We start from the raw sequence: 26,323 nt of genomic DNA, 5'->3' as shown, positions 1-26,323 counted from the left end.
GCGGATGCACCAGAACGAAACGAAGCGTCATTGTGAACTGAATAATTTTGAGCAGAATATGCGCGACCCACAGAACCACGCGCTCAAAACTGTGTCGCGGAAAGAATTGGCGCCAGGCTGGGCATATACTGCCTGCCTTGTTGCTGCCCTGATCATTCTTGTGGGCGGACTGTTTATCTTAATCGGCCTTTAGGCCAATGTTATCGACGACCAGTACCAGTCCGGAATGGGACCCGGCCGTTATTAGCATCGATCGAAACCGGGTCCCACCCTCGGATTTTTGTCCGACTTAGGACATGTGCTCGTTGGCGCGGGAACAGTCAACTCGTTTCTATCCTATGCCTTTCACTCTCCCGTCTCGCTTGTGCTCGCCACAACAGCATGGCCGTAGCGCTTGTCGGGTCCGAACGTGCCCTTCGAACTTGGGGATGCTCTCTTGTCGGCACCAGTCCGTGCGATTAGCGAATACCAAGCGCGCGCTGATACATCCTCAGAATATCTTCCAGAACTAGGCGATCTACGTTCAGCATCGCTGGTGAAATGTAATGTTTATCGTCCTACTGTCCGATGCTGGATCGAAGTCGCCCCGAAAACCCTTGTAAGTTGGAGAGAATGCTAGCTGGCTGGCATTATCAACGCGAAGCAGTATTTGCCACACACGATCGATCTTTCGGGTTTCGATGCTCTGGATTCTTGTCCACGGAATAACATCCGGCGATACCCGCACATCCTTAATGCCTTGAGCATTGATCGTCACAAGTCGTCGGTTTAGGTAGTTGTGTGATGGATCAAGGTTCGTTGAGCCAGTTCGACCATAGCTCCAGGTCAAGTAAAAATAGTAAATCGTATATCCGACCACACAAAGCAGAGTGAGGTATAAAACGATCCAGCGGAGCCTCTTTGGAAGGATATGTTCGATGGCTAGCAGCACAATCTCGAGGACTGTGTCCATTCAGCTCTCACCATCCGTCTTGTGCTCACTGCAGAACCATTCGAGACCATGGCGCTTCTCAAAGCCGAACGCTCCCCATGACTTTAGTGCTCGAACAGTCCGGCCGGAGCCTTTTCCATATGTTCAGGGTAGGTGGGTTTCGGCGGGGCTTCAGACATGTTGTCCATCAATCAATTGCTCGACGGAACGAATTGTACAGCAGCGAGTTCACTATAGGTAGATGAGTGCGAGGTAGCTATGCCGCTGTTTCGTTTTGTTTTTGAAGAGGGGGCTGTACTTGAAGACGTAACGCCAATCGAATTCCCCGATCATAAAGCAGCGATTCTTGCCGCCAAAAAGGCAGCAAGAAAGACGCTGGTCGATGTAGAAGAATACGATCCGACCGCTTGGGTGGTTCGCATCTACAATGAGCCTGGTGAACTTATCAGAACCGTATTTGTCGCGGACCTGTTGAGAGCCAAAACCAGGTAGCATGCGCAGCCCGCATCAAAATCGCATTTTTTTAGTTACGGTTTTTCTTCATCAGTTTTCGCAATTCCGTTTCCACGGATACCAGCACGTTTTGATGCATCGCCAGAGCATTATTATCCGCCACCTCGATCATTGCTGCCAAAATCTCATCCTTGTTCCACCCTGCCTCGACTGCATCTCCAAGCAGCTCAAGCACATAATCTTCAACCGCCCTCTGGCACTCGCTGAAACGGTCTGGATGGCTTCGTGGATGGTGTGGCCTGGGTACGATCATGCCCGATGATAGCCCATCTCGGGTTGTGTACAAGAAGCCAGCGCGGCATCTTCGTCCTTGACGAAATGGGAATGAAAACAGGGCGCAATCGCGACTAAGTCATCTGGCTTGTTGAGATCATCAATGTGAAGCGGCTCCCAGGTTACCTCCATGCGTTACATCGTTTCGCTGCCGGGTCTGTGGTATTTCCTAATCTTCATCTTAAGCTGAACGCCCTTATAGTTTTCCGGTATTCCCGCCTTTGCGTGTGCCTTGGCGAGCTTGTCTAGCCATGCAGCGATGTCGTCAGGAATTGCCTCGATGCCATTGGCCCAAGCATTCACCAGAAAAATGTCACATTCTAGGGCCGCGGCTAAATCAATTTGGGACCAGCGAAGGAAACTGAGGCATTCATTAAATCGTTCAGGCTTCAAAATCACTCCATCTCGGGAAACAGAATCGTCGGTGGGCCATATTCGCAGATGTCAGGTTGCGCGTCACGGCTCCACGCGAGAACGCCCGTGCAGCTTGCAGCAAGAGAACGTGCCATACCGATGGCATCTTCCTCGGTGTTGAACTGCATCGGATCATACGCCGGCACAAGTTCACCATCATCAGTACGGGTGAATGCGACAACGAGAATGAGGCGGGCAGTGTTCATGAGACACAATCCTACCATTAGCCGAGAATGTCACGCTTGAGTTTGCGCACATCCAAAGCCTGAAAGACGGCATAAGCAATGAAATATGAATGGAATTTTATTGATTTATATCAATATTTTATGCCATGTTTTGTGGCATTTGTTACATAATTGCGAGTGATTGCACCAATGATGGACAGAACCGGATTACTCGGCGGTGGGAGTTCCCATATACCACTACAGCAAACGAGGCACGATAAAATAAAACTCACGCCAAAATTGAACATTGGGAAACAACTTTTCGTTCCACCCGTAAGCCCCCACTAGCGGCATCTCCCCTTTGCCACACTACTGTGGCGCTGAAACGAAAAAACCTCGTTAACAGCAGTCTCAGTATGACCTTCGCCCGGGGTAATTTGAAGCCGATCATCTGCCGCTGAGGAGCACCTGGTTTTGACTTTCGCCAATCCCAGCCCCGATCCGGAACCAAGTCGAATGTTCCGCATTTCTTCGTCATGCGCGATCCATACTTCGAACATGTGTTGATCCAATCTCCACGCTCAGGCACGGTTCTGAACGTCACTTCCGTAAAACAGGCATCCGAACTATTGGAAAACTGTTGGACGAAACAGTGCGGGCCCAAACATGCGGTGGCTGTGGAAATGTGCGCAAATGCCTTGAAAGAGAGGGTTGCGGTGGAAGGAGCAAGGCTTGCATTTGTGGAGGCCGCGAAGGAAATCGGCGTTTACGTGGCGGAAAAAACACGAGCCACAGCCCCGCCAAGGTCTGCCAGGAACAAGGTGAACGATTCAGCGTTCTCGGAAAATGGAGAACGTCCAATGCCCCGTCGAGAAAGTTGAATCCGAAAAGCCGGGTAAGATCCGGAACATCACCCGGGCAAGCGACCGATGGCACGGTCTTGCTAGTCAGGCCTGCCTTAAAGCATTGATGCGTACCTCGCGCGAACTACATTCATCGAAGCAGCCTAGGACGCAAATATCTACATCGCGGATGAGCACCCTTTCACAATGAATTGGCGACTTGCAATCGTGGTATTCTGAAGAACGCCGTCGCGATTTGCTCTTATGCCAGCGCTCCAGCTTCCCAGTCGGCGGCGGACGCGACGTCGTGTCAACGAAGGTAAGGGTCGTGCGCATCTACAATGAACAAGTTGAACTTATGAGCACGATATTTGTAGCGGATCTGCTGAGGGCCGAGTAGCGATAGTCTCTCACAGTGGTGCCTTGTAGACGTAAGCCGCGATGAGGGTCCTTCCATATCGGTTCTCAATGCCGAACGCTCCCCTCGACTTGCAGTCCGAGTGCATGCAGCAAGACTGCCGTTAGTATGCAAGTTATTTAAACCCGCCAGTATCGAGGGAACTCTCACTGCTCTCATTAGTTACAGCACGGTCACAGTGATGCAGCCAAGGAGAGAGGACATGGCAAAAAAAACGCTGGCAACCCTATTTCACGAGACGTTGAAAGATGTCTATTACGCTGAGCGCAAAATCTTAAAAGCATTGCCGAAAATGGCGAAGGGAGCCAATTCAGCACAATTGAAAGCTGCCTTTGAAAAACATCGTGATCAGACCGAAGTCCACGTCGAACGATTGCAACAGGTGTTCGATATCCTCGGCAAGCGCGCCCAGGGCAAGACGTGTGAAGCGATTGAAGGCCTCATCGCAGAAGGCGAAGAAATCCTCGAAGACTTCAAGGGCAAGCCAGCCATCGATGCTGGACTTGCGTCGGCCGCGCAAGCCGTCGAGCATTACGAGATGGCTCGCTATGGGACTTTGGCCAGATGGGCGGGCGAGCTAGGCATGAAAGACGCCCAGAAGCTGCTGGCTACTACACTGCAGGAAGAGAGAGACACTGACAAAGCTTTGACGGCTCTGGCCGAGAGTTCCTTAAACCAGTCCGCCAAAGCCGCCTAAATTTCTAAAGCGTGCTGCCGCAAACCAACGGTGGCACGCTCTCGGACCCAGTCCGTCGACGGAGGACGAAGTGGCGACTGGTTTGCGATTTGGCCCCATCGGGCCGCGTGCAAAACATTTATGCGTCGACATGCAAGGGATTTTTACAGGAAGTAGCCTTTGGGCGATGCCGTGTTTCGAACGCGTTCTTCCAAACATTCACAAACTTGTAGCGTTACAGCCGGCCGATTCAGTATTCACCCGGTTTATTCCGGCGGATGACCCGGCTTCGACAGGTGGTAATTGGCACCGCTACTATCGGAAGTGGCCAATGATGACGTTGGAACATCTAGATCACAACAAACTCGATCTTGTGCCGGTTCTGTTGAACTATGTCCCGCCTGCGAGTGTTTTCGACAAACGCGTTTACTCCCCCTGGTATTCGGGCGAACTGCAGGCGGCTCTGACAAAGTCCAGGGTTGATACCCTCTTGGCGAGACAGTGTGTGTTTTGTCCTCGGTGCTTGGCGCAATCGACATAGGTTACCGAGTGATCGTCGTTACCGATGCAGTTTGCAGTTCATCCGATGCGGCACACCGCAAATCTCCAAGTAATTGAAATTCTACAGTGCGGACGTGGCGAAACTGGTAGACGCAAGGGACTTGAAATCGCTTAACGGCTGTCTTGGCACATCATGACCCATGACGTGGTGTCAACCCCTCCAGTTTGTAGCGAAATGTCCCGTAACGCAGTCCTGCGATACTTTGCGACAACTCCACCCTTGTTACGGCACAACTCTGCGACAAACCGCAACTACGCTGACTGGTGTAAGTGAACAACTGTCCCGTAGATCTATTCAGAAAGCGAGTTTGTCATGAACAGATATCTGATAGCAGCCATTGCAGCAGTCGGTGTCGCCCTTTCAGGCGGTACTTCGCTTGCTTGCCAGAAGCTCAACTCCGCGAGTACCGAGAGTGAGCGTTCCCCGGACACGCAACAAAAATTGCCTGCCGATACGAGCCAGCAGCCAGGTTGATCGTTAGTCTCGATCAATCCGTTCAGAAGTCTCGTGCCGGCGGACTTTTCTGCCGGTACGGCCTCCATGATCGTTGTGAACTCAAGGAGCGGAAGCAATGACTGAACAGCCCAGAAAAACGGGCCCAACGCGCCGAACCGTCCTGGAGTCCGGTGCAGCAGCCGGATTTGTCCTCGCAACGGGTTTGCCGGCATCCGGTCAACAGGTGCCCGACGGCGCCGAACGTTATGGCGAGGCAGGCACAAGGTCTGTAGATCCCGTCGACGTCACCCTGAACATCAACTTGCGCAATTATGCGGTCGGGCTCGATCCACGGACTACATTGCTCGATGCGTTGCGCAATCACCTCGGATTGACCGGCTCCAAGAAGGGTTGTGATCATGGGCAATGCGGAGCATGTACAGTGCTTGTGAATGGCCGGCGGATCAATTCCTGCCTGTCGCTTGTCGTGATGCACGAAGGCGATACCATCACGACGGTCGAGGGCCTCGCCAACGGCCGCGATCTCCATCCGATGCAGGCTGCGTTCATAGCGCATGACGGGTTTCAGTGCGGATACTGCACACCCGGCCAGATCTGTTCGGCGGTCGGCATGTTGCAGGAGGCAGCAGATGGCTGGCCAAGCCACGTCAGCGAACCGCTTTCCGGTCCGGCCCTCCCTTTGACCGATGCAGAAATACGCGAACGCATGAGCGGTAACATTTGCCGCTGCTCTGCATATCCCAACATTGTCGCCGCAATCCGCGACGCAGCCAATGAGGTCTGAGATATGATGCCTTTCACCTATCAAAGGGTAGTAGATACGCGCGCCGCGTTGATGGCCGCAGCAGTCGCTCCTACAGCGACGTACATCAGCGGTGGTACAAATCTGTTGGATCTTATGAAGCTCGGAATCGAGCAGCCGACACATCTGATCGATATAAGCCGGCTGCCCCTTGATGCAATTGAGGCAACAGCCGATGGGGGCCTTCGCATCGGTGCCCAGGTTCGTAACAGTTCCCTCGCCGCCGACCAGCGAATACGTTCGGATTACCCGGTCTTGGCCCAGGCCTTGCTGTCGGGCGCGTCAGCTCAAATACGGAACAAGGCATCCACAGCCGGAAATTTGCTGCAGAGGACGCGCTGTTATTATTTCTATGACCGGAATACCCCCTGCAACAAGCGTGTGCCCGGGTCCGGATGTTCTGCCCTCAACGGGTTCAATCGGATGCACGCCGTTCTTGGATCGAGCGACGCCTGTATTGCGGTCCACCCGTCCGACATGGCGGTTGCAATGCTCGTGCTCGACGCAATGGTCGAGGTAATGGACACCGGCGGAGTGACAAGGCAAATCCCAATCGGCGATCTGCACCGCTTGCCAGGGACAACACCCAATATTGAAACAGGGCTTACCCCCGGGGAAATGATCACGGCCGTTATCTTGCCACCGCCCCAGCGAGGAAGGCAGCTCTACCGCAAGGTTCGGGATCGCGCGTCCTATGCGTTTGCACTTGTCTCGGTCGCCGTCGTCGTCGATGTCGAGCGAGACACCATCGTTCGGGCCCGGCTCGCGCTTGGCGGGGTTGCTGCGAAACCTTGGCGCGCTCCCGAGGCCGAGACTCACCTGATCGGCGAAACGGTTTCGGCGGAGGTGTTTGAAGGTGCGGCAGACATCGCGCTGACCAACGCCGTTGGCCGAGGCGGGAACGACTTCAAAATCCCCTTGGCAAAGCGGACGATACAATACGCTCTCGCCGCTGCTTCAGAACGCGGTTGAGGAAAGTCATGACCAAATCTGCACCAGTGGTGGACTCCAGAAAATCCCTTATCGGCCAGCCGATCGATCGTATCGATGGTGAGCTTAAAGTCACCGGGGCCGCGACATACGCCTATGAACACCCCTCCGATACTCCAGTGGCCTTTGGCTACATTCTTGGCGCAGGTATCGCGCGCGGGCGCATCACAGCGATGGACACCAGGCGGGCCGAATCCGCGCCGGGTGTCGTCCACGTGATGACGTATAGGAATGCACCGGCACAACCAGCTTTTGGTCCCTCCGTCACGCGAGAGGTACGCGAGGTCTTTACGCGTGCGCGCCCCGCATTCTCAACGAACCGCATTCGTTATTATGACGAGCCTGTTGCTTTGGTCGTGGCAGAAACGTTCGAGGCGGCGCGAGGCGCCGCCGGGCTCATTACGGTGGAGTATGAGAATGAACGCGGTGCATACGACCTGGACAGCCAACTTGCCGACGCCTATGCACCGCAGCGCACGAATGCCGGCTTTCAGACGGATTCGCTTGTCGGAGATTTCGAGGCGGCATTCGCAGGGAGCGACGTCAAAGTCGATGCGATCTATACGACACCCTACGAGCATCACAACCCGATGGAACCGCACGCTACGCTTGCGGTGTGGTTCGGTGATGAAGTGACGATTTATACGAGCGCGCAGACTCTTGCGAACTTTCGGGCAGGTATCGCGAACACGTTGCAAATTCCCGGCGAGAAGGTGCGGATAGTCAGTCCATTTGTCGGGGGCGGATTCGGGTCGAAACTGATCGTGCATCAGGACACTATTCTTGCGGCACTCGCAGCCAGGCAACTTCGGCGCCCTGTCAAGGTTGCGCTGACCCGACAACAGATGTTCGCCAATGCCGGTCATCGAGCAAAGATGATCCAATCCGTTCGACTGGGCGCCGACCGCGAAGGCAGGCTGACCAGTATCGCGCATGAGGTATGTTCGGCAACGGCCCGTTTCGAGGAATTCTGCGAACAGACAGCTGTATTCGGACGATCTCTGTATGCTGCCGCCAATCGGATGACACGTCATCGTCTGGTAGGGCTTGACACAAACCGCGGCGAGTGGATGCGCTCGCCGGGCGAAGCGCCAGGGATGCTGGCATTCGAATGCGCCATGGACGAATTGGCTAATCAGATCGGTATGGATCCGATCGAACTTCGCATACGCAATGAACCGACAATCGATCCCGAACGCAACGTTCCTTTCTCAACTCGCAACCTTGTCTCCTGTATGCAAGAGGGAGCACGTCGCTTTGGCTGGGACCAGAGACGAGCGAAACCAGGTTCGGCCCTGGAGGGGCGCAAGCTGGTTGGCTTTGGCATGGCAGCGGCTATCCGACCCAACTACATTGGCGCGTCGGCTGCTCGGATAAGGATCGACGGGAAGGGGCAGGTGAAGGTCGAGCTGGATATGACCGATATCGGGACGGGCACCTACACGATCCTGGCACAGATCACAGCCAGCAGCCTTGGCCTTCCACTCTCGGCAATTGATGTTCGACTGGGAGACAGCGGGTTCCCGCGTACCGCCGGGTCGGGCGGGTCGTGGGGAGCTGCCAGCGCGGGGTCTGCGGTTCATAATGCCTGCGAGACATTAAAGCAGAAGATATTAATGTCTGCTCGAGAGGCAGCAGAATCTCCATTCCACGGCTTGAACAACGGCCAGACCGACTTCGTGAACGGACAGATCAGGGCAGGCAATCGTTCGGTCGGCCTTGCGGAACTGATCAACCGCATTGCGCCGCAAGGATTGGATGCTCACGGTGCGGTTGAAGCAGCGAGCGACAATTACCGCAACTTTTCACAACATTCCTACGGAGCGCATTTCGCCGAGGTTGCGGTGGACGTGGACACGGCCGAGATACGGTTGCGCCGAATGTTGAGCGTCATTGGAGCCGGCCGCATTCTCAATCCAAAAACAGCACGCTCGCAGATACTCGGCGGCATGATCTGGGGAATAGGTGCCGCGCTGATGGAAGAAAGTGTCCTTGACCCGAGATATGGGCACTTCGTCAATCATGATCTTGCGGAATACCATGTTCCGGTGAGTGCCGATGTGCCCGAACTCGATGTCGTTTTCCTGGAGGAAGCCGACAGCAACGCCAATGTGTTTGGAAGCAAGGGCATTGGAGAACTTGGAGTTTGTGGCGCAGGTGCAGCTATTGCCAACGCGATTTTCAACGCGACCGGAACGAGGGTTCGCGAGTTTCCAATCACCCTGGACAAGGTACTGGCCGGACTGCCGGTTCATAAGTCCAGGCCCAAACAGGAGCGGATTAATGCACCATCGTCAGAATATCGAACGCGACCCTGAATATGTTCGGGAGCGAATTGAAGCAACGCAGAATTTCGGGCGTAAATATCTCATCAGCATCGGGCTTTTCGCCATCCTGATCACAACGATGCAGGGAGATTTTGATCGCCCCGCACTATTTGCCAGTTCGCTGTCGGTTTCCCACGAGTTGACTGAACGATCGCCGCAGGAAGCCTCCGAGACCTGTAGTTATGGTCATGACACGCGCAGCCGCCAAGGAATGGCTGCAACGTCCGTATCAATGCAATTGCGCCAGGCCGATCGAGGGTCCGATGCCTGAGTGAGTGGCCTGAAATATTGCAACCGAACAATTGGTTGCGCGCTATCGGATGCGGATGCGTGGGTAAGCCGGATGAAACTGCAGCGTTGGCACTGTCCTTGCTGGCAACCAGAATTCTTGTCTGCGTGGATATGGGATCGGGATTGACGGCGGCGGTCTTCCGTGGACGAAGCTACTAAACCTGCATGATGTCATCAAACCGTTACCGGCGCTCGCCATCATCGGCGTGTTTGTCATCTTAGTTGCACCGATCCGTGAGCTGCGAAATTCCGCTCCCGGAACACGAACAGCCGGGAGCCGTGCACATGTCGTACCGCATCGATATTGATGGAAGAAGTCGCTACAACGCCGCTGGAAATCAAACTTCTCCCGTCGCCGATCAACAGCAACGACTCTTCGTAGAGCAGATCAGACAAGCTGTGCGAGAACGTGCGGAGGGCGGTGGCCCCAACCGGCTCGATCCTCTTCGGGAAAAGACTGTTGTCGTCGAGCGGGGCGATAATCTTTGGACCATCGCCAGGGAAAACAACGTCACCCTCGATGATCTGTTAGCCACCAACAGAATTACGGGCGATGCTGCCATCCGGCCCGATGAAGTTCTGATCGTGCCGCAGAGCTCCCCTGAAGTTGTGGCGAATGGTTCGGCAAACGGCAACGGCGTACCGGAAGGTGAGGCGGCGTTCATCAGCGACCTCTATGACCGCGGCAATCAGCTTGCCTATGCGGACGATCCGTCGCGTGTCGACTATGATGGGGAAACAAGGGCCATGCAGCGGGAGGTCGGGACCTATCTCGATAACCTGCCGGCCCCCGAACGACAGGCCGCTGCGTTGCGGCTGGCGCAAAGCGACTGGCTCGACGCGGGACCTGCCGGCAATGCGGTGACAGCGGCCATAGAAGAGCGCGGCCTTGAGACCGATCCGGAGGCTGCATTCGCTGCCGGCATCTACGACCGCGGAAACGCAGTGCAGTATTCGGAAAGCCCGAACATCGACTACCAGGCCGAAACCAACACTATCTCAAGCGACGTTAAATCCTATATCGGGCAGCTTCCGGAGAGCGAGCGAAGCGCCGCCCTGCAACGTCTTTTCGATCGCAATTGGCAGGACGCTGCGCCTGCCCGGAATGCAATCGAAGATGCGGCAGAGGATCTCGGTATTGCCTTGCGCCCGTCCACGCATGCCGGTGTGGAGATCGAAGACCGGGCGCGGCAAATCATTGATGAAGCCAATGCGACCGGTAAACCGGACGAAGCGTTTCGTCAGCTCAGCGAGGCCTATAATTCAGCGTCGCCCGAGTTGCGGCAGGTACTCCTGAGGTCTGAAGATGCGAGCCAGCTTGTCACCAACGCTTCCGAATGGGCAGCACGGCCTCTGGCTGAATATGACCCTGAAACAGCGGTCAGTGACCAGGGCGATGCGGCAACGACTATGATGAATCTTGAGAAGCTGACCGATGGTGCTGACCCCAGGCTCGCTGTTGATCTGGTTTCAGCGGCCATGCCAACGATCGAGGCAGCCAATGCCAGAAAGCAACGGGAAATTGGCGGTCAGCTGATTGGCCTCAATGGTCAGGCGGACATGATGAAGATCATCGACCGTATATCCGGCACGCCCGGGGCGGATCGGATAGTCGAAACCTTCGTTCAGTTGGGCGGTTACCATCCAAATTCAATTCCACCGGCGATCACCTCCGGCTCCAGCCTCGACTACCCGATTGCGTTTGCCGCCGAAAGCGCGACCGGCAGCCCGGAGTTCGTCACCCAAAGCATCATGCCTCATGTGGAACAGTACGCCACAGGCACAGTGAACAGGGACGTGGTCGCCTATGCCATGCACATGCAGGAATTGCAGTGGCTGATCACCAATCACGGTGCGACCATGACACCGGAGCAACTGACAAAAGCAATCGAGGACTACAAGAAAGAGAAAGGCCCGGACTGGATAGCGACGGAGCAGCGCCTCGAGGACAATATTGCCAGCAGCGGCGAAAAGCTCCTGGCACAACTCACACAGCTAGGTGATCTGCCCCCGGAACTGGCCTCGCAGCAGTCTGCTGTCAACGACCGTATAGCGCAAATCCTCTCGGACGAAAAAACCGCAATGGCGATTGATATCGCCATGAAAAAGAAGCCGGAGCTGCTGGACAAACCACAAGTTCTCAATCTTCTGGGAAGCCAGGCCCGGCTCAGCGATCGCGGCCGCAAGCTGGCTGAGGAAGCCACCACGCAGATCGTCCGCCGTATGGTGCTGCCCAGCTTTGGCGACTTGAGCAACGCAAATCCGGCGAGTATCGAAAGGGCAAGGGCAAGTCTCGAAAATCTCAGGGATAGCAAGGTATCCACCCTGCTCGGCATTCCCGAGGGAGACATGAACAAGGCTATTGATGCCCTGAAAAGATCGATGCCGGAACCTGGCGATACACTCGAGCAAGCCAGAGCCAAAATGGCGCAGCTGGACAGCGATCTCAATGGCCTGAAGAGTTCCAGCGGCGTAAGGTCTTTCGCCAATACCGCAGTGCCGGGCCAACTGCTCCGCATGATCGGGGTGGCAGCTACGGGCGCAACGCTCGCCAACTCCTCGACAAACCTGCAAAACGACCCGACACTGAAAAACAGTCTCAAAGTGGTCATCGATGTAGCGGGCCTTGGGCAGCGTACTGTCGAGATCCTTGGAGGCATGGAGCGGATTGATCCAGAATCGGCCTCCGTCAGGCATTTCGGCAGCAGCAGCCGGCCAGCGGTCAAATTCCTCGGGGCACTCAGCGCCGGCTTCGATGCGTGGAACGCAGTCGACTATTTCAAATCCGGTGATCCCCTGATGGGTAGCCTTTCGGCCGTCGCTGCCGGTGGAACTGTCATGGCGGCTCTTGGCACGGGTACGATGTTTGGTCCGGCAGGTCTGGTCATCGTCGGCGCGGCAGTTATCGGCCAGATGATCGTTGGTGACACGCGCCATTCCAATATCTACATGACCGATACATCGAAACACTTCCTTGAACACGCCGATCTTGACGAGAGGGTTGCCGGTGCCCTTGTCGATCAAAGCGGCGATGGACACAGCCCCGTGCCCATGCTTGCCAAATATGCCGAGATGAAGGGCTATGAGCTCGATCAACCGACAGACCGGCAGCAATTCGTTAATTGGCTAAACAGTATTCCCAACGACAAGCTGGAAGCCCTGCGTGACAACATTCATCATACGCTCGACGATTTCGGCGGCGATGTTTCCAGGTTGACTGCCACCGCCGACGGCGATGCCAACTACACCGACCCCGATGAGCTGAACTATCGGTACACGGGTAGTGACGTATATGTTCCGAGCACTGCCGACAGGATCAGGTCAGGCGAGGCGAGCCCTTCATCAGTCGCACAGATCGATGTCGTCCTTGCCGAACTGGGCATCGGCATCCCGGTGGCCTGATGGATGGGCCGGGCTTGCGAGCTTCGGCCACCGACTCGCCTAAGCGAGATACAGCCCCACAGCCAGCGCCATCGCACAAAGAAGTATAATGGATCCGGTCAGGTATCGTGGCAGTTCACGGCTGGTCGGAGACTGGATGAGGCCGTTCCTTTTTACCCGCAAACGATCGGGTGAGCGTTTGGCTTCATGTTCGCGTGGTTCAAGAGGGTTGTCGTCACTGTCGGGACCGGATTTGCGATCGGCGGAAGATGGGCGTGCTCTCAGTTCGACAGCATGGGGTCGCGATTGGGCCGACAAAATCTCATCCCGGCGCTCACGCGACGCGCTTTCTCTTGCACGCTCAAATTTCTGTATTGCGTTTTCGTCGTTCCAGTTGCTTTCGAGCGCCTGCTGCGATCCGACATTGTTGATGGGCTGTGCCAACGCCACCCTCCCTGGCCGATGTCCTGGTGCTGAAAAGGCAAATGCTCCAGGGATAATGATCACGCTGCACGCATTTGGCAAACGCAAATTCTTTTGAGGGCGGATCAGCCTCGGGGCAGGATCAGGTCAGGGTGAGTTGTCTGGCTTTGGGCCTACAAGCGCTCGCATAATATCGGATGTACCCCGAAGATCTTTCAGTTCCGCCATCATATAAGGAACAAGGTAGGCAATGTAGAGCACCATCAACAGCGAAAACAGCAGATTCTTGATGGCCAAAGACATGTCAAAAATATGCAACTGCGGCGACATGCGAGAAAGATAGGCCAGCATGATATCCGCCAGCAAGAGCGCCAGGACAACCGGAGCGATCAGCAAAACGGCGATCTGCATGATGCGGTCCAGGACACCAAGCAAAGCCGGTACAGCCTGGACATTCAAGACGGGAGCAAACCTGGCGGCGGGCCAAATCTCAAAGCTTTTGTAGAACCCGTCGACAAGCAGCAGGAAGCCGCCCGACATGAAGAACAGCGCGAGCAGCGCAAACACGAACAAGGTTCCAGCAATGCTGGTTTCACTCGCCTGCAACGGATCAATTAACTGCGCAGAGGTTGAACCGCGTTGAAGATCGACCAGATCTCCTGCCACTTCAGCGCCCCAGAACGGGATACCAAATGCTATTCCGATGATGGTGCCGACAAGCAGTTCCTTGATGAGCAAGCCCGTTATGAGGAGACTGCTCATTGGACCTTCCATGAGCATAGAATTCAACACGCCAGGTATCACCGGAATGCAAATGGCTACCGCGACACCGGAGCGGATCAGCCCGGTCAGGCCAAGGCGAATGAAGGCTGGCGTGACGATGATCATGCCAAGAGCGCGCGCCATCGCGATAGCCGAAGCAATAATCAAGGGATAGGCAAGCGACAGCAATGACGATGTGGTCGAGACAGCGTCCATTATCAGCTACCGCGTCATCGCGGGAAAACTGTCAAGGACATGGCTCGCAAGGTTTGCGACCTGAGCCGCCAGTACCGGACCGAGAACGATCAGTGTAAGCATCACAGCGACGAGTTTGACGGCTTGTGGCAGCGTCTGATCCTGAATTTGGGTCAGTGCCTGGATCAGCCCGACCCCGATGCCGATCACAATAGCAATAGCCAATGCGGGCGCAGAAGCCAGCAGCACTGTCAGGAGGGCGTTTTGCATCTGGGCAAGGAAAGCCGTCTGACCCATCGCCAACTATCCGTAACTCAAGATGAGCCCGTGCATCAGGCGAGACCAGCCGTCGACTGCCACGAACAGAAAGATTTTCAAAGGGATTGAGATGAGCGTTGGCGAGACCATCATCATGCCCATCGCCATCAGAACATTGGAGACGATCAGGTCGATTACCAGAAACGGCAGATAGAGCAGGAAACCGATTTCGAACGCGCGTGTCAGTTCCGAGCTGACGAAGGCCGGTATGAGAACAAGAAGGCTGTCCGGCTTGAGATCGGCCCGGGCCTCCGGCGACCAGACGTTCTCGGTCGCCTGCATGAAGAATTGTCGTTCGTTCTCGTTGGTGAACTTGGCAAGATGCGTCTGCAGCGGCGGACGCAACGCTTCGGCTGCGGTTTTCATGCTGTCCACCGACTGCAGATCAACCTGTTGTGCCTCGAGAATTCGGTACATTTCACCGACCAGTGGCGTTGTCACATAAACCGTCAGGATGAGAGCAATGCCATACAATACGAGGTTCGGCGGGGATTGCTGGATTCCAAGCGCGTTCCTAATCAGGAACAGAACGATCGAAATTTTCAGGAAACCCGTCATCGTCACTACCGCCAGCGGAATGAGCCCGATCGTCGAGACAATGACAATAATGGGGATGAGATTGGTCTGGTACTCACCCATGCCTGGACAGCCGCAATACCCTTACGCCAATACCGGCGCCGATTTTCACCAGTTCGCCATTTCCCACCAGTCGTCCGTTTGCCAGAATGTTCACAGCGTTCGCTGTACCTGGTGCCGTCGGTACAATGCTACCTTCGCCGAGCTTTCGAATTTCGCTCAAAGGCAGTTCACAGCGGCCAATTTCGAAAACCAGCTGCACTGGCAGATCTTCGAATTGATCCGGATCGCCGGGAGTTGTGGCGGTGTCAATTTTGGTTTGCGACTTCATCAACGATTCCTGCGGTTGGTTGAGTGGCTTCCACGCCGCGTCAAGAACGTGGTTGTCGCCATCCGTCCTGGTGGGCGCAAAAAAGCGGTCCGACAGAATGGCAAAAGTATCAGTCCCGGGAGGTTCTCCGCACAGGATCACGTCACCAGGGTGCAAACTCTTTAACTCCGACACGGTCAGCGACTGTGTGCCGGCGCAAAGCTGAATTGGAAAAACGATGGACGATGCCAACGCGCCGGGGTCATCGCCAGAGGATTCGTTGATGAATTGTCCAAGTGCGCGCGCAGCCCCCGTGCTCAAATGCAGTTCTGCATGGCGCGGGAAATCCTCGAGCTGGATGACCCATGGCAGGGTAACGTCAAATTCTGCAACCTGATCCAGCCAATCAAAGCGAATTGGTCGGGCGATGGCCGCCTCGAGTTCATTCAATAGCCCAGCCAGTAGATGTTCAAGAAGGATACTGCGTTGAAGCGGTGTGAGGTCGGTGACATTTCCGACCACAACACGACGCTGCAACAGAGGTTGCAGCATTCCGGCCGGCAGAACCAGCTTGCCTGCCCATGGCCCGACCGACAGGGGTATCGCAACGGGTTCGACAAGTGGGCAGGCGCGATCGGCGATTGACAAGGTTCCACTCAGGCCGGAAATGTTCAGCTGCACAGGCACAGCATTCCGCCGGAACATGTTCAGAATGTCGATATGGTCGGGATCGACCGCTGGCAACCACGTCAGATCATCCGTCAATCCCGCTATGGATTGCTTCGGCAATCCTGCATCTTGCTCCAGAATATTCACGTCAAGACCCTCTATGCGTTAAAGGTGAGGGTCGCAACTGGTCCTCGTCATCTAGTTCAGCCAGCAAGTTGGCATTTTTGTTTTTGGCGGAAGATTGTTTCTCCAGCAAAATTTTCAGCTTGTCGTATTGCTGAAGTCTGGCCCGGAGAGCGGCGTTCGCGTCGCGGGCCTTCTCTGCCTCAATTTCCAGCCGGTTCCTTGCCTGTTCTTCCTGCTGCCGCAGCCTGGATGCGTGGTAGTCCAGTGCTGAGAGTGCATCCAGATAGTCGTCGAGTTCCTCGCGCCGTATCGTTTGGTTCGAGAGTTGTTGGTACATCGCGGTTTCACGGCTGAGCCGCTTCTCGTCGTTCTGGTCAATCTGACCGGCGGCCATGTCGACGTCGACGGCGGCCGCATCGTAGATGCGTTGTTGCCGGATCGATGATTCCTCGGCAATCCTTATGCGGATTTTTCGCAGATCCATGAGCTTGTGCAGGTTTTTCTGGCTCATGCGAGAAGTCCCTGTAACTGCAACTGGGTCTCCGCAAAGCCAAAATGTTCATCGCTCTCCTGTCGCAGAAATCGTTCGATCCGCTCATGTCTGTCCAGTGCTTCGTCCGATCGCGTATCTGCACCACGCCTGTATTCTCCGACCCGCAACAACAATTCAATATCTTCGTAGCGGGCCATCAGGTCGCGAATTTTCGCCGCATTGGATCGATGTGATCTGGTCACCACAGCGTCCATCAGACGACTGCGACTGCGAAGGACATCGATAGCCGGAAAGTGACCGCGCTGGGCAAGATCGCCGCTCAAGACGATATGGCCGTCCAGAATCGCCTTGGTCTCCTCCGCAACAGGATCGAGCAATCCATCTCCCTCGACGAGGACGGTGTAAAGTCCCGTAATCGAACCGCCGGCGCCAGGGCCGGCACGCTCAAGCAAGCGCGGCAGCGCTGCGAACAGGGAAGGCGGGAAGCCGCGCCTGGTTGGGGGCTCGCCGGCCGCAAGTCCAATTTCACGCTGCGCCCGCGCAAAGCGGGTGACGCTGTCCATCAGCAGCAGGACGTGCTGTCCCTGGTCCCGGAAATATTCGGCAATCGCAGTTGCGCCATAGGCCGCCTTGACGCGTTCGATTGCCGGGCGGTCAGAGGTCGCGACGACAACGACGGATCGCTTGCGGCCCTCCTCTCCAAGCTGGATGTCGATGAATTCCCTGACCTCGCGACCGCGTTCGCCTATGAGCGCAATGACAATGACATCTGCCTGGGTTCCCCGGACGATGCTGGATAGCAGCGAGGACTTGCCGACGCCGGCTTCACCGAATATGCCGATGCGCTGTCCGCGTGCCACCGTAAGGAGGCCGTCGATTGACTTGATGCCGAGCTGCAACGGCTCTTCAATAAGATCACGTTGCAGCGGCTGCGGCGGAACATTGTGTGTGGGATAGTAAACGCCGGTCTGCAGAGGCGACGGCGCAGCGCCTGTCCGGTTCATTGCCTCTCCGAGCGGATTGAGCACGCGTCCCAGCAATTGAGGCCCGACGGGGATCTGCAAGGTATGGCCTGTCGGAATTACCTCGGCGCGCGTCGACATGCCGTCAAGGTCACCGATCGGCGTCAGAACGGCCTCCTCGTCATGGAAGCCCACAACTTCCGCAGGCACGATGCGGCCGGACACCGGGTCGCGCAGATGACAATACTCGCCAATTCTGACCATTGAGACAGTCGCATGCACAATGATACCGGTGATTCTGCGAATCCGTCCGCGTACAGGCCGTGTTTCAACCTTCGATGCGGTCTCTTGCAGCCGCCCCATAAGGTGACTGAGATCGGGCGTGGTAACCTCCTGTGTCATGGAGGCGTCCTGTGTTCCGGACGCGCGACGAGCGCCTCTCGTATGGCCGCCAGTTGCGTTTCGAGACTGGCATCGACCACCGCGATTGAATTGGAAAGCACACATTTCGTGCCGCTCAAACGCGGATCGCCCAAAACCGTGATGTTAAGCGATACGTCGGCGTATTCGGAGCTGATCCGCTGTGAGACGTCCTCGGCAATATCCGGTGCCACGCTGAGCGTAATGTCACGCTCTCGCTGAAATCCCTGCAGTGCGTGCCGTGCCAGCCTCGCAACAAGGTCGGCATCGTCGAACCTGCCGAAAATCCTTGCAATGATCGACAGGCTGAGATCAACAAACTGCTGGTCAAGCGCGGCGACATAATCGTTCACACGGGCGGTGGTTGCCGTCAGCAAGAGCGCAGCGTCACGCGCACCTTCTGCAAAGCCGGCTTCATAACCCTCCTTCCGGCTGGCCTCGCGAACTTCGCCCATCTTGTGTATCTGATGTTGTGCGTCCGCCCTGGCGGCGGCGAGAAAAGCGTAGCCGTCGATCCAGGGCTGAACCTCCGACTGGCGGATAATCTTTTGGCCAGGCGTTGCGGGAAGCTGCGTCATTGCGCTCCATCCTTGTGCAATCGAGGCAGGTCGGCGGCCAGCCTGCGTATGATCGCAGGGCCGTATTTTCCGTGCGCCGTATCGGGCGATGGCAAGCTGTCACTTGCATGTCTCAGCCGTGCCCAGGCCCCGATGCGAGCCGGAAGCGCCTCGTGCCAGCTGGCGATGCAACGTAAACCGTCACTTGCCATCAGAGCCTCAAGCGCGGCGAGATCGTCCGGGCCCGGAAGGTTACCGGCAAGATCGCGATGGGCGATAGCCGTCTGGAAAATGGTCTCGCCAAACCGACGTTTCATCGCAGCCACTTCGCTGGTCCTGATTTCCGATGCAAAAACATGTGACCAGAAAACAGCCCCGGCCAGCGATACGAGATCACCGATCTGTTCAAACGAAGCGGTCATCAATGCAAGATCTGCTTCATCCAGATGCGTAAGGTCCGGTAGTGCAGACAATTCAAAATGGTCCATCAGCAAAATCGTCAATTGTTGCTGCACCCGATCGGAACACTGCAGATCCCTGGCAATATCGAGGGTAATGGCGCCATCGTAACAGGCGACAATCCTCTCAGGATGCACGAATCGAGCAGGCGCTGCCACGATATCCGTGGGTTCTTGCGTTATGGACGCAGATTCTGCCTCCACTGCCAGGTCCGGGGTCTCGATCACTTTGCTGGCTCAACGGGTACAAGCGGAAAAATTCGCCGGCGTTTCCTGTGCATCAACAAATAGGCAAGGGCAGCAGCAAGCCCGAGCACAGCACCGATCAATGCTCCAAACATCCATTTGGCTTTGGCGGCACTTTCAGGCAACAGCCAGATGCCCAGGAACGACGTCAGCTCAGTGTTTGGATTTGTCGGATTCGTTGTCGCTGCGGCCACCGGAATGACAGATACCTTCTCATAGGTCAGGCCGGCAATGCCATTGGCGACGAGCGTCTTGATCTGCGGGATAAGCGTGTTGATGTCGAGTCCGGGCTCATGCCGGATAAATACCGAGGCGGAGGCCGGGACAGCATTGCGTTGCAGCGGGTCATTATCTGGCAAAACCACATGCACCCGCGCAGAAACCACGCCGTCGATCTCCGACACGGTTCGCGACAGCTCTTCGCTGAGTGCATAAATCATCTGCGCACGCTCTTGCACGGGCGAGGCGACCAGGCCCTCCTGTTTGAACACGCTGCCCATTGTTGCAAACTGTGTTTTCGGCAGCCCGGCCTCGTTAAGCGCGGTGACTGCCTGGGCAAACTGGCTTTCCTCGACCGTGACCGACAATTTGCCGTTCTTCTGGATCACACGGCTGGCGGGAATGCCCTTCTGCAGCAGAACTGCAACCATTGCGTTGGCTTCCCGCTCTTCAAGATTGGTGTAGAGGTCTTCCTTGCAGGCCTGAATGGCGAGGCAGAGCGCCGCCACTGCCACACATCGCGTCAGTAGCCGCTGGGCCGTGGCGATTTTCATGTGACGGTCACTGCCCTTTGACAAGTGTGTTTACGGCACCGGAAACCTGCGTCGTTCCCCGCACCACCATTTGCGTCTCAATCGAATGATCGAACATTGTTCCGAGCGACTCGACCACACGTGCGATCTGCTGGTCTTCTACACTCCTGGCCGGAACCTTTTCAGGTACAGCAATTTTGAAGGAGGCCTGCGTTGCCGTCTGAGGAACCTCGTTGGCCCGGTTCGCAAATTTGCCTGTTCGCTCGACAAATCCCTTCAGATCGTCAACGAGGGTGCGCCCGAGATCGGCGGGACTGGCCCCATGGGGCAAGGTCTGGATATTGCCTGCCATGTGTTCGAACAGGTTTTGCGATGCTATCGCCTGTGCTGGCCCCGCATTTGTCGGGATCGAAGCTGTAACTGCTACTGACGTCATGACCCAATGCTCCTCTCATGCTGGCTTGCGAACCTTGTGATCGCCATTACTCATCTTCCGACATGGCTTCATTGAGCATTTCATTGGCAACTTTCATCATTTCCTGGGCAAGCAACGAACTGCCCCCTCCGATCACGGCCTGGTTGAGTGCTGCTTCAAACTGCTCCTGGGACGCAGAAGGAGTTTGTGCGGGGTTGCTTGTCTGAGGTGCGGCATTCAAGGCTGATATTGTTGTCATTTACTGATCTCCTGTTTGCTCCCGGCGCCCGTCCTCACAGAAGGCGGCCGCTGCCTGGTGTCTGGCGTTGAGGTTCCATCTTCCTGCCGGGCGAAATGTTCGGTGACCTCGCCATTCTGACCACCCCTGAAAACACGCACACGCGGATCGTCTGCCGTCGCCAGGGGCGGGGGCTGAACAGTCGAAACAACCTGTTGAACCATCGCTATGAAGGCTGGAGGTCCCGATACACGCAATGCCGGTGCATTGGGGGTAGACTTTATGGAAAAACGGTCGTCCATCAGGCTGAGCCGCCTGACTTCCTCGATAACCATAGCTCCGTTAGCGCGGCCGGCATCGATAATCTGCGTCGCAAATTCCTCTGTGGAATTGACGTAAAGAACCGAGCCATCAAAATACCAGATCAGCCCGTTGGCCTCAGCCAGTCTGGTCAGGAAAGCGCCGGCAGTCTCTGCTCGCACCTCGCCTCTGACCTGCCCCCGAATCTTGTCCGACAGCGAAACCGGAACGTTCAGATTGCGCCCGAACTCCTTGAGTGCGTCGCGGATATCCTGGTTGATGAGTATGTAGGAATAAGGCTTTGCGAACCAATCGGGTGTATTGGCGAAGACACGATATGGAGCGCCCAGAATGACGGCCGCTGTAACGGATGCGCACACGAGTGCTCGCAAATGCCCACCTGCTATCGGAATAGTCATGCGAAGCACCCTTTGGTATGAAGCGTCACAATAGACTCTATATCATCCACGAAATCGCGCGATGCAACTATAAAGTGAATGAACAGGTATGGTACTGACAGTTTGTGTCAGTAGTAAAGTGATTTATTTATGATATTTAAAATTTTGAAGTAATTTTTTATGTTGGTATGCAGCAAATTGTACTGAGACAATCATCGCATCAACTATCGTTACAGAGCGTAATATGAACTGACCTCTAACAAAATTGCCTTCTTTATTTTTTCATACTATCACCGGCTGCCGGATAGTTGGTTCAAGTCTATCGGTAAAGGCTGGCGCCCAGGCGGTGCGAAGTGACAATTGCTTCCATAGATGACTGTTTACTCAAGGAGAAATAGCATGGCTGTTCAAGGTGTTGGCGGGTCACAGAGCTCGGACAATTCGATCGAGAAAATGACCGCTGCTTTTGACAAAGCAATCGAGAAGTCGTCCAAGATTACCGAAATCACCACTGAGAAAAAAGTTGCTCTCGATGCTGCCAAGCAGCGTCCCAACAACTGATCCACAAATTCTTGCAGACGGCGTTCGCGCCGTCTGCACCCAGTTCGGAACGTGAGCAGGGCGCCTTGCCAGTTTGCGCCCGAATGCGAAGCACATGACCATACATGAATACCTTGCAACGAGGCAGTTGATATGGGCTCCATCGTAAGACTTCACGAAGAAAAAGCGGCATTGTTACTCAAGGTGACTGCCGGAGTTCACGACGGTGTTTCGCTTCCACTCGACAGTCAGACATATCGGATCGGATCCGCCGCTGACTGCGATCTGACGCTCAGCGACCGTGATGTTTGCGCACACCATATGACATTTCAACGTCAGGGCTCCGACCTGTTGATTGAAGCTATCGGAGGTGACATCGTCGTCGATGAACATGCACTCGTGCCGGTGGGGCATGGCTTGCGCTGTGCGATGCCCTGCGTGCTTCAGATTGGCGGCGCTACCATCGAGTTGTCGTGGCCGCGTTCGCACCGGACCGAGGCCCGAAAGATTCCGCGTGGAGGTTGGATTGCAATTGGCGGCGCAGCGCTTTCGCTGCTGACCATAGCTGCGGTACAGGCTGGTGTCGGCGATATTCTGGGTTCGACGAACACGCCGCTCGCCTATCAACCGGTCGAACAATCCGGTGCTCCGGCAAAGGATCCCGCTCCGATTGTCGGCGGTCCGGTTGCGGCGTCGCTGGCGACCCGACTGGCCGAAGCAGGTTTAAGCACGCTCAAAGTGGAGGCGGAAGGAACACGGCTGACCGTATCGGGTAATCTTGGTGAGGGCCACCGGAAGACCTGGAGTGACATCCAGAGCTGGTTTGATCGCACTTATGGCGGATCTTACGTGCTGACAAGTCTCGTGGGGGCGGAGGCAGCCAAGGTATATCCAAAGTTCAATCTGCAAGCAGTCTGGTTCGGCGAAGCGCCCTATGCAATCGGTTCGGATGGCACAAGGCTCTACAAGGGTGCGGCGCTGGAAGACGGCTGGATTATCAAGGATATTCGTGACGGTCGCCTTGTGGCAGGCAGGCAGGGCGAAGAGTTCGTTTTGACATTTTAATTGTTCGGACGGCGCACAATCCCTCAGGTCGGAACCGATTGGAGGGGCCGAAGCGTCGTTTCAGATGTTACTGCATTCCGCAACTGGTCCACATGGGTGGCGCGGACTGCGCAGTAACGGGGGATATGAATGGCACTCGACATTCGTCGGCAAGAAGATCGAATTCGCGCGCAGGCCGGCTCAGTCTCTGCGCGGTCCGATGCCACGAAGGTCGAGCAAGTTCAGGCAAAGGCGTTTGACGCATCGATCGCGCGCTCGGAACAGGCTGCTAGGCGCACAAAGGAAACATTCATTGGTCAGATTGGGCGGCCAAGAAAGCCAAAACTCGCCAATCCGGGCCTGTTCGACCTGTCGCGCTCACAAGAGATACTCAACTATCTCATCAATGATCTCTTGCCGGAACTGGATATTGACAAGGAGATTGCATCGATCACGGCCACGATGCTGAGCGAGGAGATCGACAATCGGCGCGAGCTGCAAAACCGGTTGAGTCAGGTACAGACCCAGTGACGGAGCAACGCCGGGACAGCGTAGAGTTTCTTCATGGGCTGGGCTATCTTTATTGCCGGGCCGGCCAACCGGAGCGCGGCCTGGTATTTCTCCTGCTTGCTGCCAGGATCGCACCGCACGAGACGGCAGTCCTTCGTTCGTTGGCCGAGGTCTTTGTCGAAACTGAATCCGCCGCCCGTGCTCTGACAGCCATAGACAGAATTGAAGATATCGAAGGCAGAACATCGCCTGGCCTGACCTTGCTCAAGGCTCGGGCCCAGTGGTTGAAGGGTGAACACGAGCAAGCAAGAAAAACGTTCCGCGATTATATGAGGGAAAGGTTGCCCTCATGACGCTACTTGCCTCGCTCAACCGTTTTGCCCGCGCTGCATCAAAACGATCTGACATTGTCGTCGCCGCATTCATGTTACTTGCGATCGTCATGATGATCATCCCCATGCCGACAATTCTTGTCGATATGCTGATCGGGATGAACATCGCATTCAGCCTGCTGATCTTCGTTGTGGCGTTCTATATTTCCCGGCCAGTGCAGTTTTCCGCATTGCCCTCGGTTATACTGCTTGGGACGCTGTTTCGTCTCTCCCTGTCCATCACAACCACCCGGCTAATCCTGCTGCAGGCCGATGCCGGACAGATTGTTTCAGCCTTCGGCGATTTTGTCATTGGAGGCGAAGTGGTTGTCGGTCTGGTGGTGTTCCTGATTATCACCATTGCGCAGTTTGTCGTTATTACCAAGGGAGCGGAGCGCGTCGCCGAAGTTGGAGCACGGTTTGCGCTGGACGCCATGCCCGGCAAACAGATGAGCATAGACAACGAGGCGCGTAGCGGCGATATCGACCAGGCTGAAGCAAGGCGCAGACGTCAAGGTCTGGAACGCGAAAGCCAGTTTTATGGAGCCATGGATGGCGCCATGAAATTCGTCAAAGGTGACGCAGTTGCCGGGTTGATCATTATCGCGATCAATCTCATCGGGGGACTCGCGATCGGATCGTTACAGCACGGGATGCCGTTCAGCGAGGCGGCACACACCTATTCGCTGTTGACGGTTGGCGATGGTCTGATCTCCCAGATTCCGGCACTCATGATGGCGGTGGCGGCCGGGACGGTTGTAACGCGCGTGACATCGGACCGGAATGAAGATCTCGGAACGGAGATCGTCGGGCAGCTTGGAGCCAACCATCGTGCATTGGCGCTGGCTGCGGTTATCCTGTTTGGATTCGGTATTGTTCCCGGTTTTCCAACATTGGTTTTCTGGACGTTGGCGGCGATGGCGGCCGGTCTTGCTCGCCTTGTTCGAAAGCGTTCCGCTGCCCCGCCTGTGGACAGCGCAAACAACGCCGACGACACGGTTATGCAGATAGGAAACATCACCAGTCCAGGCCAGGGGCCGGCAAACAACGCATCCGGTTTGTTGTCCGCTTCGCAACGTCTGGTAATCTGTCTTGGCCCGGGCATGGCCGAAACCATATCGGTGCCGGCGCTGCAGCGAAATATAGAGAAGGTCCGAAGCGATGTTTTTGCAGACATTGGCGTTCGCATACCCCAGATTGCCATTCGATCTGACGCGATACTGGACCCGGAACAGTTCCGCGTCGATCTTGAGGGTGTGCCCGTCACGGACGGGATGATCGTCGTCGATCATTTGCTGGCAACTGACGAGCCGGTTCACCTCGACCTCATGTCGGTTCCCTATAAGGTTCGCCCCGCACTGATCGGGAGTCGCGATTCCGTGTGGGTTGAAGACAGTCACAGGCAGACGCTGGATGATGCCGGAATGACGTTCCACGAACCGATCGCGGTGCTGATGGAAGTGCTGGCGCGTGTCGTGCGCAGATACGCTTCTGATTTCATCGATGTACAGGAGACACGGTTCCTTCTGTCGCAGGTTGAGGAGGATTATGGCGATCTGGTAAAAGAAGCTGTCGCTGGATCCTCCCTGCAGAAAATTTCGGACGTTCTTCGCCGGCTCGTCGAGGAAGACGTTCCGATCAACAATTTGCGGGTCATCCTCCAGGCGATCGTTGAATGGGGAGCCCAGATACAAAGCCCCCATGCACTGTCCGAATACGCGCGCATTGGATTGGGACGGCAGATCTGCCACCGCCATTCAGAAATGAACAGGGTTGTTTCCGCCTATCTTCTGACAAGAGAGACCGAGAATGCAGTGCGCGCCAGCGTCCAACAGGGATCAGGTGTATCGGCAGGCAATATTCCGGAGGAAATCGCAAGGCCAATCGTCGAGCAGTTCAAGAACAAGTTCAATGGCAATGATGCTGAGATCATCCGGACCGTGCTGACGGCAATGGATATCCGACGGCCCATCAGAAACCTGTTGATCAGGAACGATATCAACCTGCCAGTGCTGTCGTACCAGGAAATCTCGCCAGAGTTCAGTGTGCATTCCCTCGGCTATGTATCGCTTCCAGCCTCAAGGGAAACTCGGCAGATCGAAATGAGTGGAACAAGTGAATAAGTTCTCGATCGTACCCCGTAATCGGCGACATCAAGACGTGGTGGCCAATGAGCCTATGTTGAGGCCTTCCTTCCTTC

General features: G+C 55.8%; 32 protein-coding genes. 16 read left to right on the top strand and 16 right to left on the bottom strand.

The window, feature by feature from the left end; all coding sequences use genetic code 11:
• Positions 1-1,189 precede the first annotated feature (1,189 nt).
• On the top strand, positions 1,190-1,423 hold the full coding sequence (locus tag CU102_RS03755; RefSeq protein WP_106709630.1) for a DUF6894 family protein: 234 nt from the start codon (positions 1,190-1,192) through the stop codon (positions 1,421-1,423).
• 31 nt (positions 1,424-1,454) lie between these two features.
• Here CU102_RS03755 and CU102_RS29675 read toward each other — a convergent pair whose 3' ends face one another.
• The 3 genes from CU102_RS29675 to CU102_RS03745 form a co-directional block, all read right to left on the bottom strand.
• Positions 1,455-1,619 carry a hypothetical protein gene (locus CU102_RS29675; RefSeq protein ID WP_166648360.1) on the bottom strand — a complete coding sequence of 55 codons (165 nt, stop codon included), beginning with the start codon at positions 1,617-1,619 and terminating at the stop codon, positions 1,455-1,457.
• A 233-nt stretch (positions 1,620-1,852) separates the two neighbouring features.
• The gene (locus CU102_RS03750) at positions 1,853-2,110 is read right to left on the bottom strand and encodes a hypothetical protein (RefSeq protein ID WP_106709940.1); all 258 of its coding nucleotides are present in this window, start codon (positions 2,108-2,110) and stop codon (positions 1,853-1,855) included.
• Between the two features lie 2 nt (positions 2,111-2,112).
• Positions 2,113-2,337, bottom strand: a complete 225-nt coding sequence (locus CU102_RS03745) for a hypothetical protein (protein ID WP_106709629.1) — start codon at positions 2,335-2,337, stop codon at positions 2,113-2,115.
• Positions 2,338-2,831: 494 nt separating this feature from the next.
• Here CU102_RS03745 and CU102_RS31080 point away from each other — a divergent pair, with 494 nt between their 5' ends.
• From CU102_RS31080 to CU102_RS03695, 10 genes are all read left to right on the top strand, one after another.
• Positions 2,832-3,176, top strand: a complete 345-nt coding sequence (locus tag CU102_RS31080; protein ID WP_106709628.1) for a DUF982 domain-containing protein — start codon at positions 2,832-2,834, stop codon at positions 3,174-3,176.
• Between the two features lie 581 nt (positions 3,177-3,757).
• Positions 3,758-4,252: a YciE/YciF ferroxidase family protein gene (locus tag CU102_RS03735; RefSeq protein WP_106709939.1), complete on the top strand. Its 495-nt coding sequence runs from the start codon at positions 3,758-3,760 to the stop codon at positions 4,250-4,252.
• Between the two features lie 130 nt (positions 4,253-4,382).
• The gene (locus tag CU102_RS31075) at positions 4,383-4,772 is read left to right on the top strand and encodes an isochorismatase family protein (protein WP_106709627.1); all 390 of its coding nucleotides are present in this window, start codon (positions 4,383-4,385) and stop codon (positions 4,770-4,772) included.
• Entirely contained in the window at positions 4,733-4,849 is a 117-nt protein-coding gene (locus CU102_RS31070) for an isochorismatase family protein (protein WP_106709626.1), read from the top strand. The genes CU102_RS31075 and CU102_RS31070 overlap by 40 nt, the downstream gene beginning before the upstream one ends.
• A gap of 256 nt (positions 4,850-5,105) precedes the next feature.
• On the top strand, positions 5,106-5,267 hold the full coding sequence (locus tag CU102_RS29670) for a hypothetical protein (protein ID WP_166648362.1): 162 nt from the start codon (positions 5,106-5,108) through the stop codon (positions 5,265-5,267).
• Positions 5,268-5,364: 97 nt separating this feature from the next.
• Positions 5,365-6,033 (top strand): 2Fe-2S iron-sulfur cluster-binding protein, encoded by a 669-nt coding sequence (locus CU102_RS03715; protein WP_106709624.1) that lies wholly within the window; start codon positions 5,365-5,367, stop codon positions 6,031-6,033.
• A gap of 3 nt (positions 6,034-6,036) precedes the next feature.
• Positions 6,037-7,023, top strand: a complete 987-nt coding sequence (locus CU102_RS03710) for an FAD binding domain-containing protein (protein WP_106709623.1) — start codon at positions 6,037-6,039, stop codon at positions 7,021-7,023.
• An 8-nt stretch (positions 7,024-7,031) separates the two neighbouring features.
• Positions 7,032-9,359, top strand: coding sequence for a xanthine dehydrogenase family protein molybdopterin-binding subunit (locus CU102_RS03705; protein WP_106709622.1), 2,328 nt, complete (start codon positions 7,032-7,034; stop codon positions 9,357-9,359).
• Positions 9,325-9,639 (top strand): hypothetical protein, encoded by a 315-nt coding sequence (locus tag CU102_RS03700; protein ID WP_106709621.1) that lies wholly within the window; start codon positions 9,325-9,327, stop codon positions 9,637-9,639. Before CU102_RS03705 ends, CU102_RS03700 begins: the two co-directional genes overlap by 35 nt.
• Before the next feature lie 305 nt (positions 9,640-9,944).
• Entirely contained in the window at positions 9,945-13,061 is a 3,117-nt protein-coding gene (locus CU102_RS03695) for a LysM peptidoglycan-binding domain-containing protein (RefSeq protein ID WP_106709620.1), read from the top strand.
• Between the two features lie 39 nt (positions 13,062-13,100).
• On the opposite strand, the gene CU102_RS03690 is transcribed toward CU102_RS03695, so the two are convergent.
• From CU102_RS03690 to CU102_RS03630, 13 genes are all read right to left on the bottom strand, one after another.
• Positions 13,101-13,484: a hypothetical protein gene (locus CU102_RS03690; RefSeq protein ID WP_106709619.1), complete on the bottom strand. Its 384-nt coding sequence runs from the start codon at positions 13,482-13,484 to the stop codon at positions 13,101-13,103.
• A gap of 126 nt (positions 13,485-13,610) precedes the next feature.
• A complete protein-coding gene (sctT, locus tag CU102_RS03685) occupies positions 13,611-14,441 on the bottom strand; it encodes a type III secretion system export apparatus subunit SctT (protein ID WP_106709618.1) in 831 nt (276 codons plus the stop codon).
• Positions 14,442-14,447: 6 nt separating this feature from the next.
• Positions 14,448-14,717, bottom strand: a complete 270-nt coding sequence (locus tag CU102_RS03680; RefSeq protein WP_106709617.1) for an EscS/YscS/HrcS family type III secretion system export apparatus protein — start codon at positions 14,715-14,717, stop codon at positions 14,448-14,450.
• A 6-nt stretch (positions 14,718-14,723) separates the two neighbouring features.
• The gene (gene sctR / locus CU102_RS03675) at positions 14,724-15,377 is read right to left on the bottom strand and encodes a type III secretion system export apparatus subunit SctR (RefSeq protein WP_106709616.1); all 654 of its coding nucleotides are present in this window, start codon (positions 15,375-15,377) and stop codon (positions 14,724-14,726) included.
• Positions 15,370-16,440, bottom strand: coding sequence for a type III secretion system cytoplasmic ring protein SctQ (sctQ, locus tag CU102_RS03670; RefSeq protein WP_106709615.1), 1,071 nt, complete (start codon positions 16,438-16,440; stop codon positions 15,370-15,372). The genes sctR and sctQ overlap by 8 nt, the downstream gene beginning before the upstream one ends.
• Before the next feature lies 1 nt (position 16,441).
• Positions 16,442-16,930 carry a type III secretion system stalk subunit SctO gene (sctO, locus tag CU102_RS03665; protein WP_106709614.1) on the bottom strand — a complete coding sequence of 163 codons (489 nt, stop codon included), beginning with the start codon at positions 16,928-16,930 and terminating at the stop codon, positions 16,442-16,444.
• Positions 16,927-18,276, bottom strand: a complete 1,350-nt coding sequence (locus CU102_RS03660; RefSeq protein ID WP_106709613.1) for a FliI/YscN family ATPase — start codon at positions 18,274-18,276, stop codon at positions 16,927-16,929. The genes sctO and CU102_RS03660 overlap by 4 nt, the downstream gene beginning before the upstream one ends.
• Positions 18,273-18,872, bottom strand: a complete 600-nt coding sequence (locus CU102_RS03655; protein WP_106709612.1) for a FliH/SctL family protein — start codon at positions 18,870-18,872, stop codon at positions 18,273-18,275. The genes CU102_RS03660 and CU102_RS03655 overlap by 4 nt, the downstream gene beginning before the upstream one ends.
• A complete protein-coding gene (locus tag CU102_RS03650; protein ID WP_106709611.1) occupies positions 18,869-19,537 on the bottom strand; it encodes a type III secretion protein in 669 nt (222 codons plus the stop codon). The genes CU102_RS03655 and CU102_RS03650 overlap by 4 nt, the downstream gene beginning before the upstream one ends.
• On the bottom strand, positions 19,534-20,328 hold the full coding sequence (sctJ, locus tag CU102_RS03645; protein WP_106709610.1) for a type III secretion system inner membrane ring lipoprotein SctJ: 795 nt from the start codon (positions 20,326-20,328) through the stop codon (positions 19,534-19,536). The genes CU102_RS03650 and sctJ overlap by 4 nt, the downstream gene beginning before the upstream one ends.
• A gap of 7 nt (positions 20,329-20,335) precedes the next feature.
• The gene (locus CU102_RS03640; protein WP_106709609.1) at positions 20,336-20,743 is read right to left on the bottom strand and encodes a hypothetical protein; all 408 of its coding nucleotides are present in this window, start codon (positions 20,741-20,743) and stop codon (positions 20,336-20,338) included.
• 46 nt (positions 20,744-20,789) lie between these two features.
• Positions 20,790-20,981, bottom strand: coding sequence for a hypothetical protein (locus CU102_RS03635; protein WP_245425161.1), 192 nt, complete (start codon positions 20,979-20,981; stop codon positions 20,790-20,792).
• A complete protein-coding gene (locus CU102_RS03630; protein ID WP_106709608.1) occupies positions 20,978-21,679 on the bottom strand; it encodes a type III secretion protein in 702 nt (233 codons plus the stop codon). Before CU102_RS03630 ends, CU102_RS03635 begins: the two co-directional genes overlap by 4 nt.
• A 378-nt stretch (positions 21,680-22,057) precedes the next feature.
• Between CU102_RS03630 and CU102_RS29665 the strand changes: the two genes are divergently transcribed.
• The 5 genes from CU102_RS29665 to sctV all read left to right on the top strand — a co-directional run bounded on the left by CU102_RS29665 (position 22,058) and on the right by sctV (position 26,246).
• A complete protein-coding gene (locus tag CU102_RS29665; RefSeq protein ID WP_166648363.1) occupies positions 22,058-22,219 on the top strand; it encodes a hypothetical protein in 162 nt (53 codons plus the stop codon).
• A gap of 132 nt (positions 22,220-22,351) precedes the next feature.
• Positions 22,352-23,263, top strand: a complete 912-nt coding sequence (locus CU102_RS03625) for a SctD/MshK family protein (RefSeq protein ID WP_106709607.1) — start codon at positions 22,352-22,354, stop codon at positions 23,261-23,263.
• A 129-nt stretch (positions 23,264-23,392) separates the two neighbouring features.
• Positions 23,393-23,773 (top strand): hypothetical protein, encoded by a 381-nt coding sequence (locus tag CU102_RS03620; RefSeq protein ID WP_106709606.1) that lies wholly within the window; start codon positions 23,393-23,395, stop codon positions 23,771-23,773.
• On the top strand, positions 23,770-24,105 hold the full coding sequence (locus tag CU102_RS03615) for a type III secretion protein (RefSeq protein WP_106709605.1): 336 nt from the start codon (positions 23,770-23,772) through the stop codon (positions 24,103-24,105). Before CU102_RS03620 ends, CU102_RS03615 begins: the two co-directional genes overlap by 4 nt.
• Positions 24,102-26,246 (top strand): type III secretion system export apparatus subunit SctV, encoded by a 2,145-nt coding sequence (gene sctV / locus CU102_RS03610; protein WP_106709604.1) that lies wholly within the window; start codon positions 24,102-24,104, stop codon positions 26,244-26,246. Before CU102_RS03615 ends, sctV begins: the two co-directional genes overlap by 4 nt.
• The last annotated feature ends 77 nt before the right edge of the window (positions 26,247-26,323 follow it).

This window comes from Phyllobacterium brassicacearum (assembly GCF_003010955.1).
Classification (GTDB): Bacteria; Pseudomonadota; Alphaproteobacteria; order Rhizobiales; family Rhizobiaceae; genus Phyllobacterium; species Phyllobacterium brassicacearum.
This window is presented reverse-complemented; position numbering and strand designations above follow the sequence as displayed.

Excerpts from the sequence above, each read along its gene's own strand:
- CU102_RS03755 (WP_106709630.1), top strand. The coding sequence starts at position 1,190 with ATGCCGCTGTTTCGTTTTGTTTTTGAAGAGGGGGCTGTACTTGAAGAC.
- CU102_RS29670 (WP_166648362.1), top strand. The coding sequence starts at position 5,106 with ATGAACAGATATCTGATAGCAGCCATTGCAGCAGTCGGTGTCGCCCTT.
- CU102_RS03735 (WP_106709939.1), top strand. The coding sequence starts at position 3,758 with ATGGCAAAAAAAACGCTGGCAACCCTATTTCACGAGACGTTGAAAGAT.
- CU102_RS03620 (WP_106709606.1), top strand. The coding sequence starts at position 23,393 with ATGGCACTCGACATTCGTCGGCAAGAAGATCGAATTCGCGCGCAGGCC.
- sctO (WP_106709614.1), bottom strand. The coding sequence starts at position 16,930 with ATGAGCCAGAAAAACCTGCACAAGCTCATGGATCTGCGAAAAATCCGC.
- CU102_RS03715 (WP_106709624.1), top strand. The coding sequence starts at position 5,365 with ATGACTGAACAGCCCAGAAAAACGGGCCCAACGCGCCGAACCGTCCTG.
- CU102_RS31075 (WP_106709627.1), top strand. The coding sequence starts at position 4,383 with ATGCAAGGGATTTTTACAGGAAGTAGCCTTTGGGCGATGCCGTGTTTC.
- sctV (WP_106709604.1), top strand. The coding sequence starts at position 24,102 with ATGACGCTACTTGCCTCGCTCAACCGTTTTGCCCGCGCTGCATCAAAA.
- CU102_RS03700 (WP_106709621.1), top strand. The coding sequence starts at position 9,325 with ATGCACCATCGTCAGAATATCGAACGCGACCCTGAATATGTTCGGGAG.
- CU102_RS03635 (WP_245425161.1), bottom strand. The coding sequence starts at position 20,981 with ATGACAACAATATCAGCCTTGAATGCCGCACCTCAGACAAGCAACCCC.
- CU102_RS03745 (WP_106709629.1), bottom strand. The coding sequence starts at position 2,337 with ATGAACACTGCCCGCCTCATTCTCGTTGTCGCATTCACCCGTACTGAT.
- CU102_RS03655 (WP_106709612.1), bottom strand. The coding sequence starts at position 18,872 with ATGACGCAGCTTCCCGCAACGCCTGGCCAAAAGATTATCCGCCAGTCG.
- sctR (WP_106709616.1), bottom strand. The coding sequence starts at position 15,377 with ATGGGTGAGTACCAGACCAATCTCATCCCCATTATTGTCATTGTCTCG.
- sctT (WP_106709618.1), bottom strand. The coding sequence starts at position 14,441 with ATGGACGCTGTCTCGACCACATCGTCATTGCTGTCGCTTGCCTATCCC.
- CU102_RS03705 (WP_106709622.1), top strand. The coding sequence starts at position 7,032 with ATGACCAAATCTGCACCAGTGGTGGACTCCAGAAAATCCCTTATCGGC.
- CU102_RS03640 (WP_106709609.1), bottom strand. The coding sequence starts at position 20,743 with ATGACGTCAGTAGCAGTTACAGCTTCGATCCCGACAAATGCGGGGCCA.
- CU102_RS03630 (WP_106709608.1), bottom strand. The coding sequence starts at position 21,679 with ATGACTATTCCGATAGCAGGTGGGCATTTGCGAGCACTCGTGTGCGCA.
- CU102_RS03710 (WP_106709623.1), top strand. The coding sequence starts at position 6,037 with ATGATGCCTTTCACCTATCAAAGGGTAGTAGATACGCGCGCCGCGTTG.
- CU102_RS03625 (WP_106709607.1), top strand. The coding sequence starts at position 22,352 with ATGGGCTCCATCGTAAGACTTCACGAAGAAAAAGCGGCATTGTTACTC.
- CU102_RS31080 (WP_106709628.1), top strand. The coding sequence starts at position 2,832 with ATGCGCGATCCATACTTCGAACATGTGTTGATCCAATCTCCACGCTCA.
- CU102_RS03680 (WP_106709617.1), bottom strand. The coding sequence starts at position 14,717 with ATGGGTCAGACGGCTTTCCTTGCCCAGATGCAAAACGCCCTCCTGACA.
- sctJ (WP_106709610.1), bottom strand. The coding sequence starts at position 20,328 with ATGAAAATCGCCACGGCCCAGCGGCTACTGACGCGATGTGTGGCAGTG.
- CU102_RS03695 (WP_106709620.1), top strand. The coding sequence starts at position 9,945 with ATGTCGTACCGCATCGATATTGATGGAAGAAGTCGCTACAACGCCGCT.
- CU102_RS29665 (WP_166648363.1), top strand. The coding sequence starts at position 22,058 with ATGGCTGTTCAAGGTGTTGGCGGGTCACAGAGCTCGGACAATTCGATC.
- CU102_RS03660 (WP_106709613.1), bottom strand. The coding sequence starts at position 18,276 with ATGACACAGGAGGTTACCACGCCCGATCTCAGTCACCTTATGGGGCGG.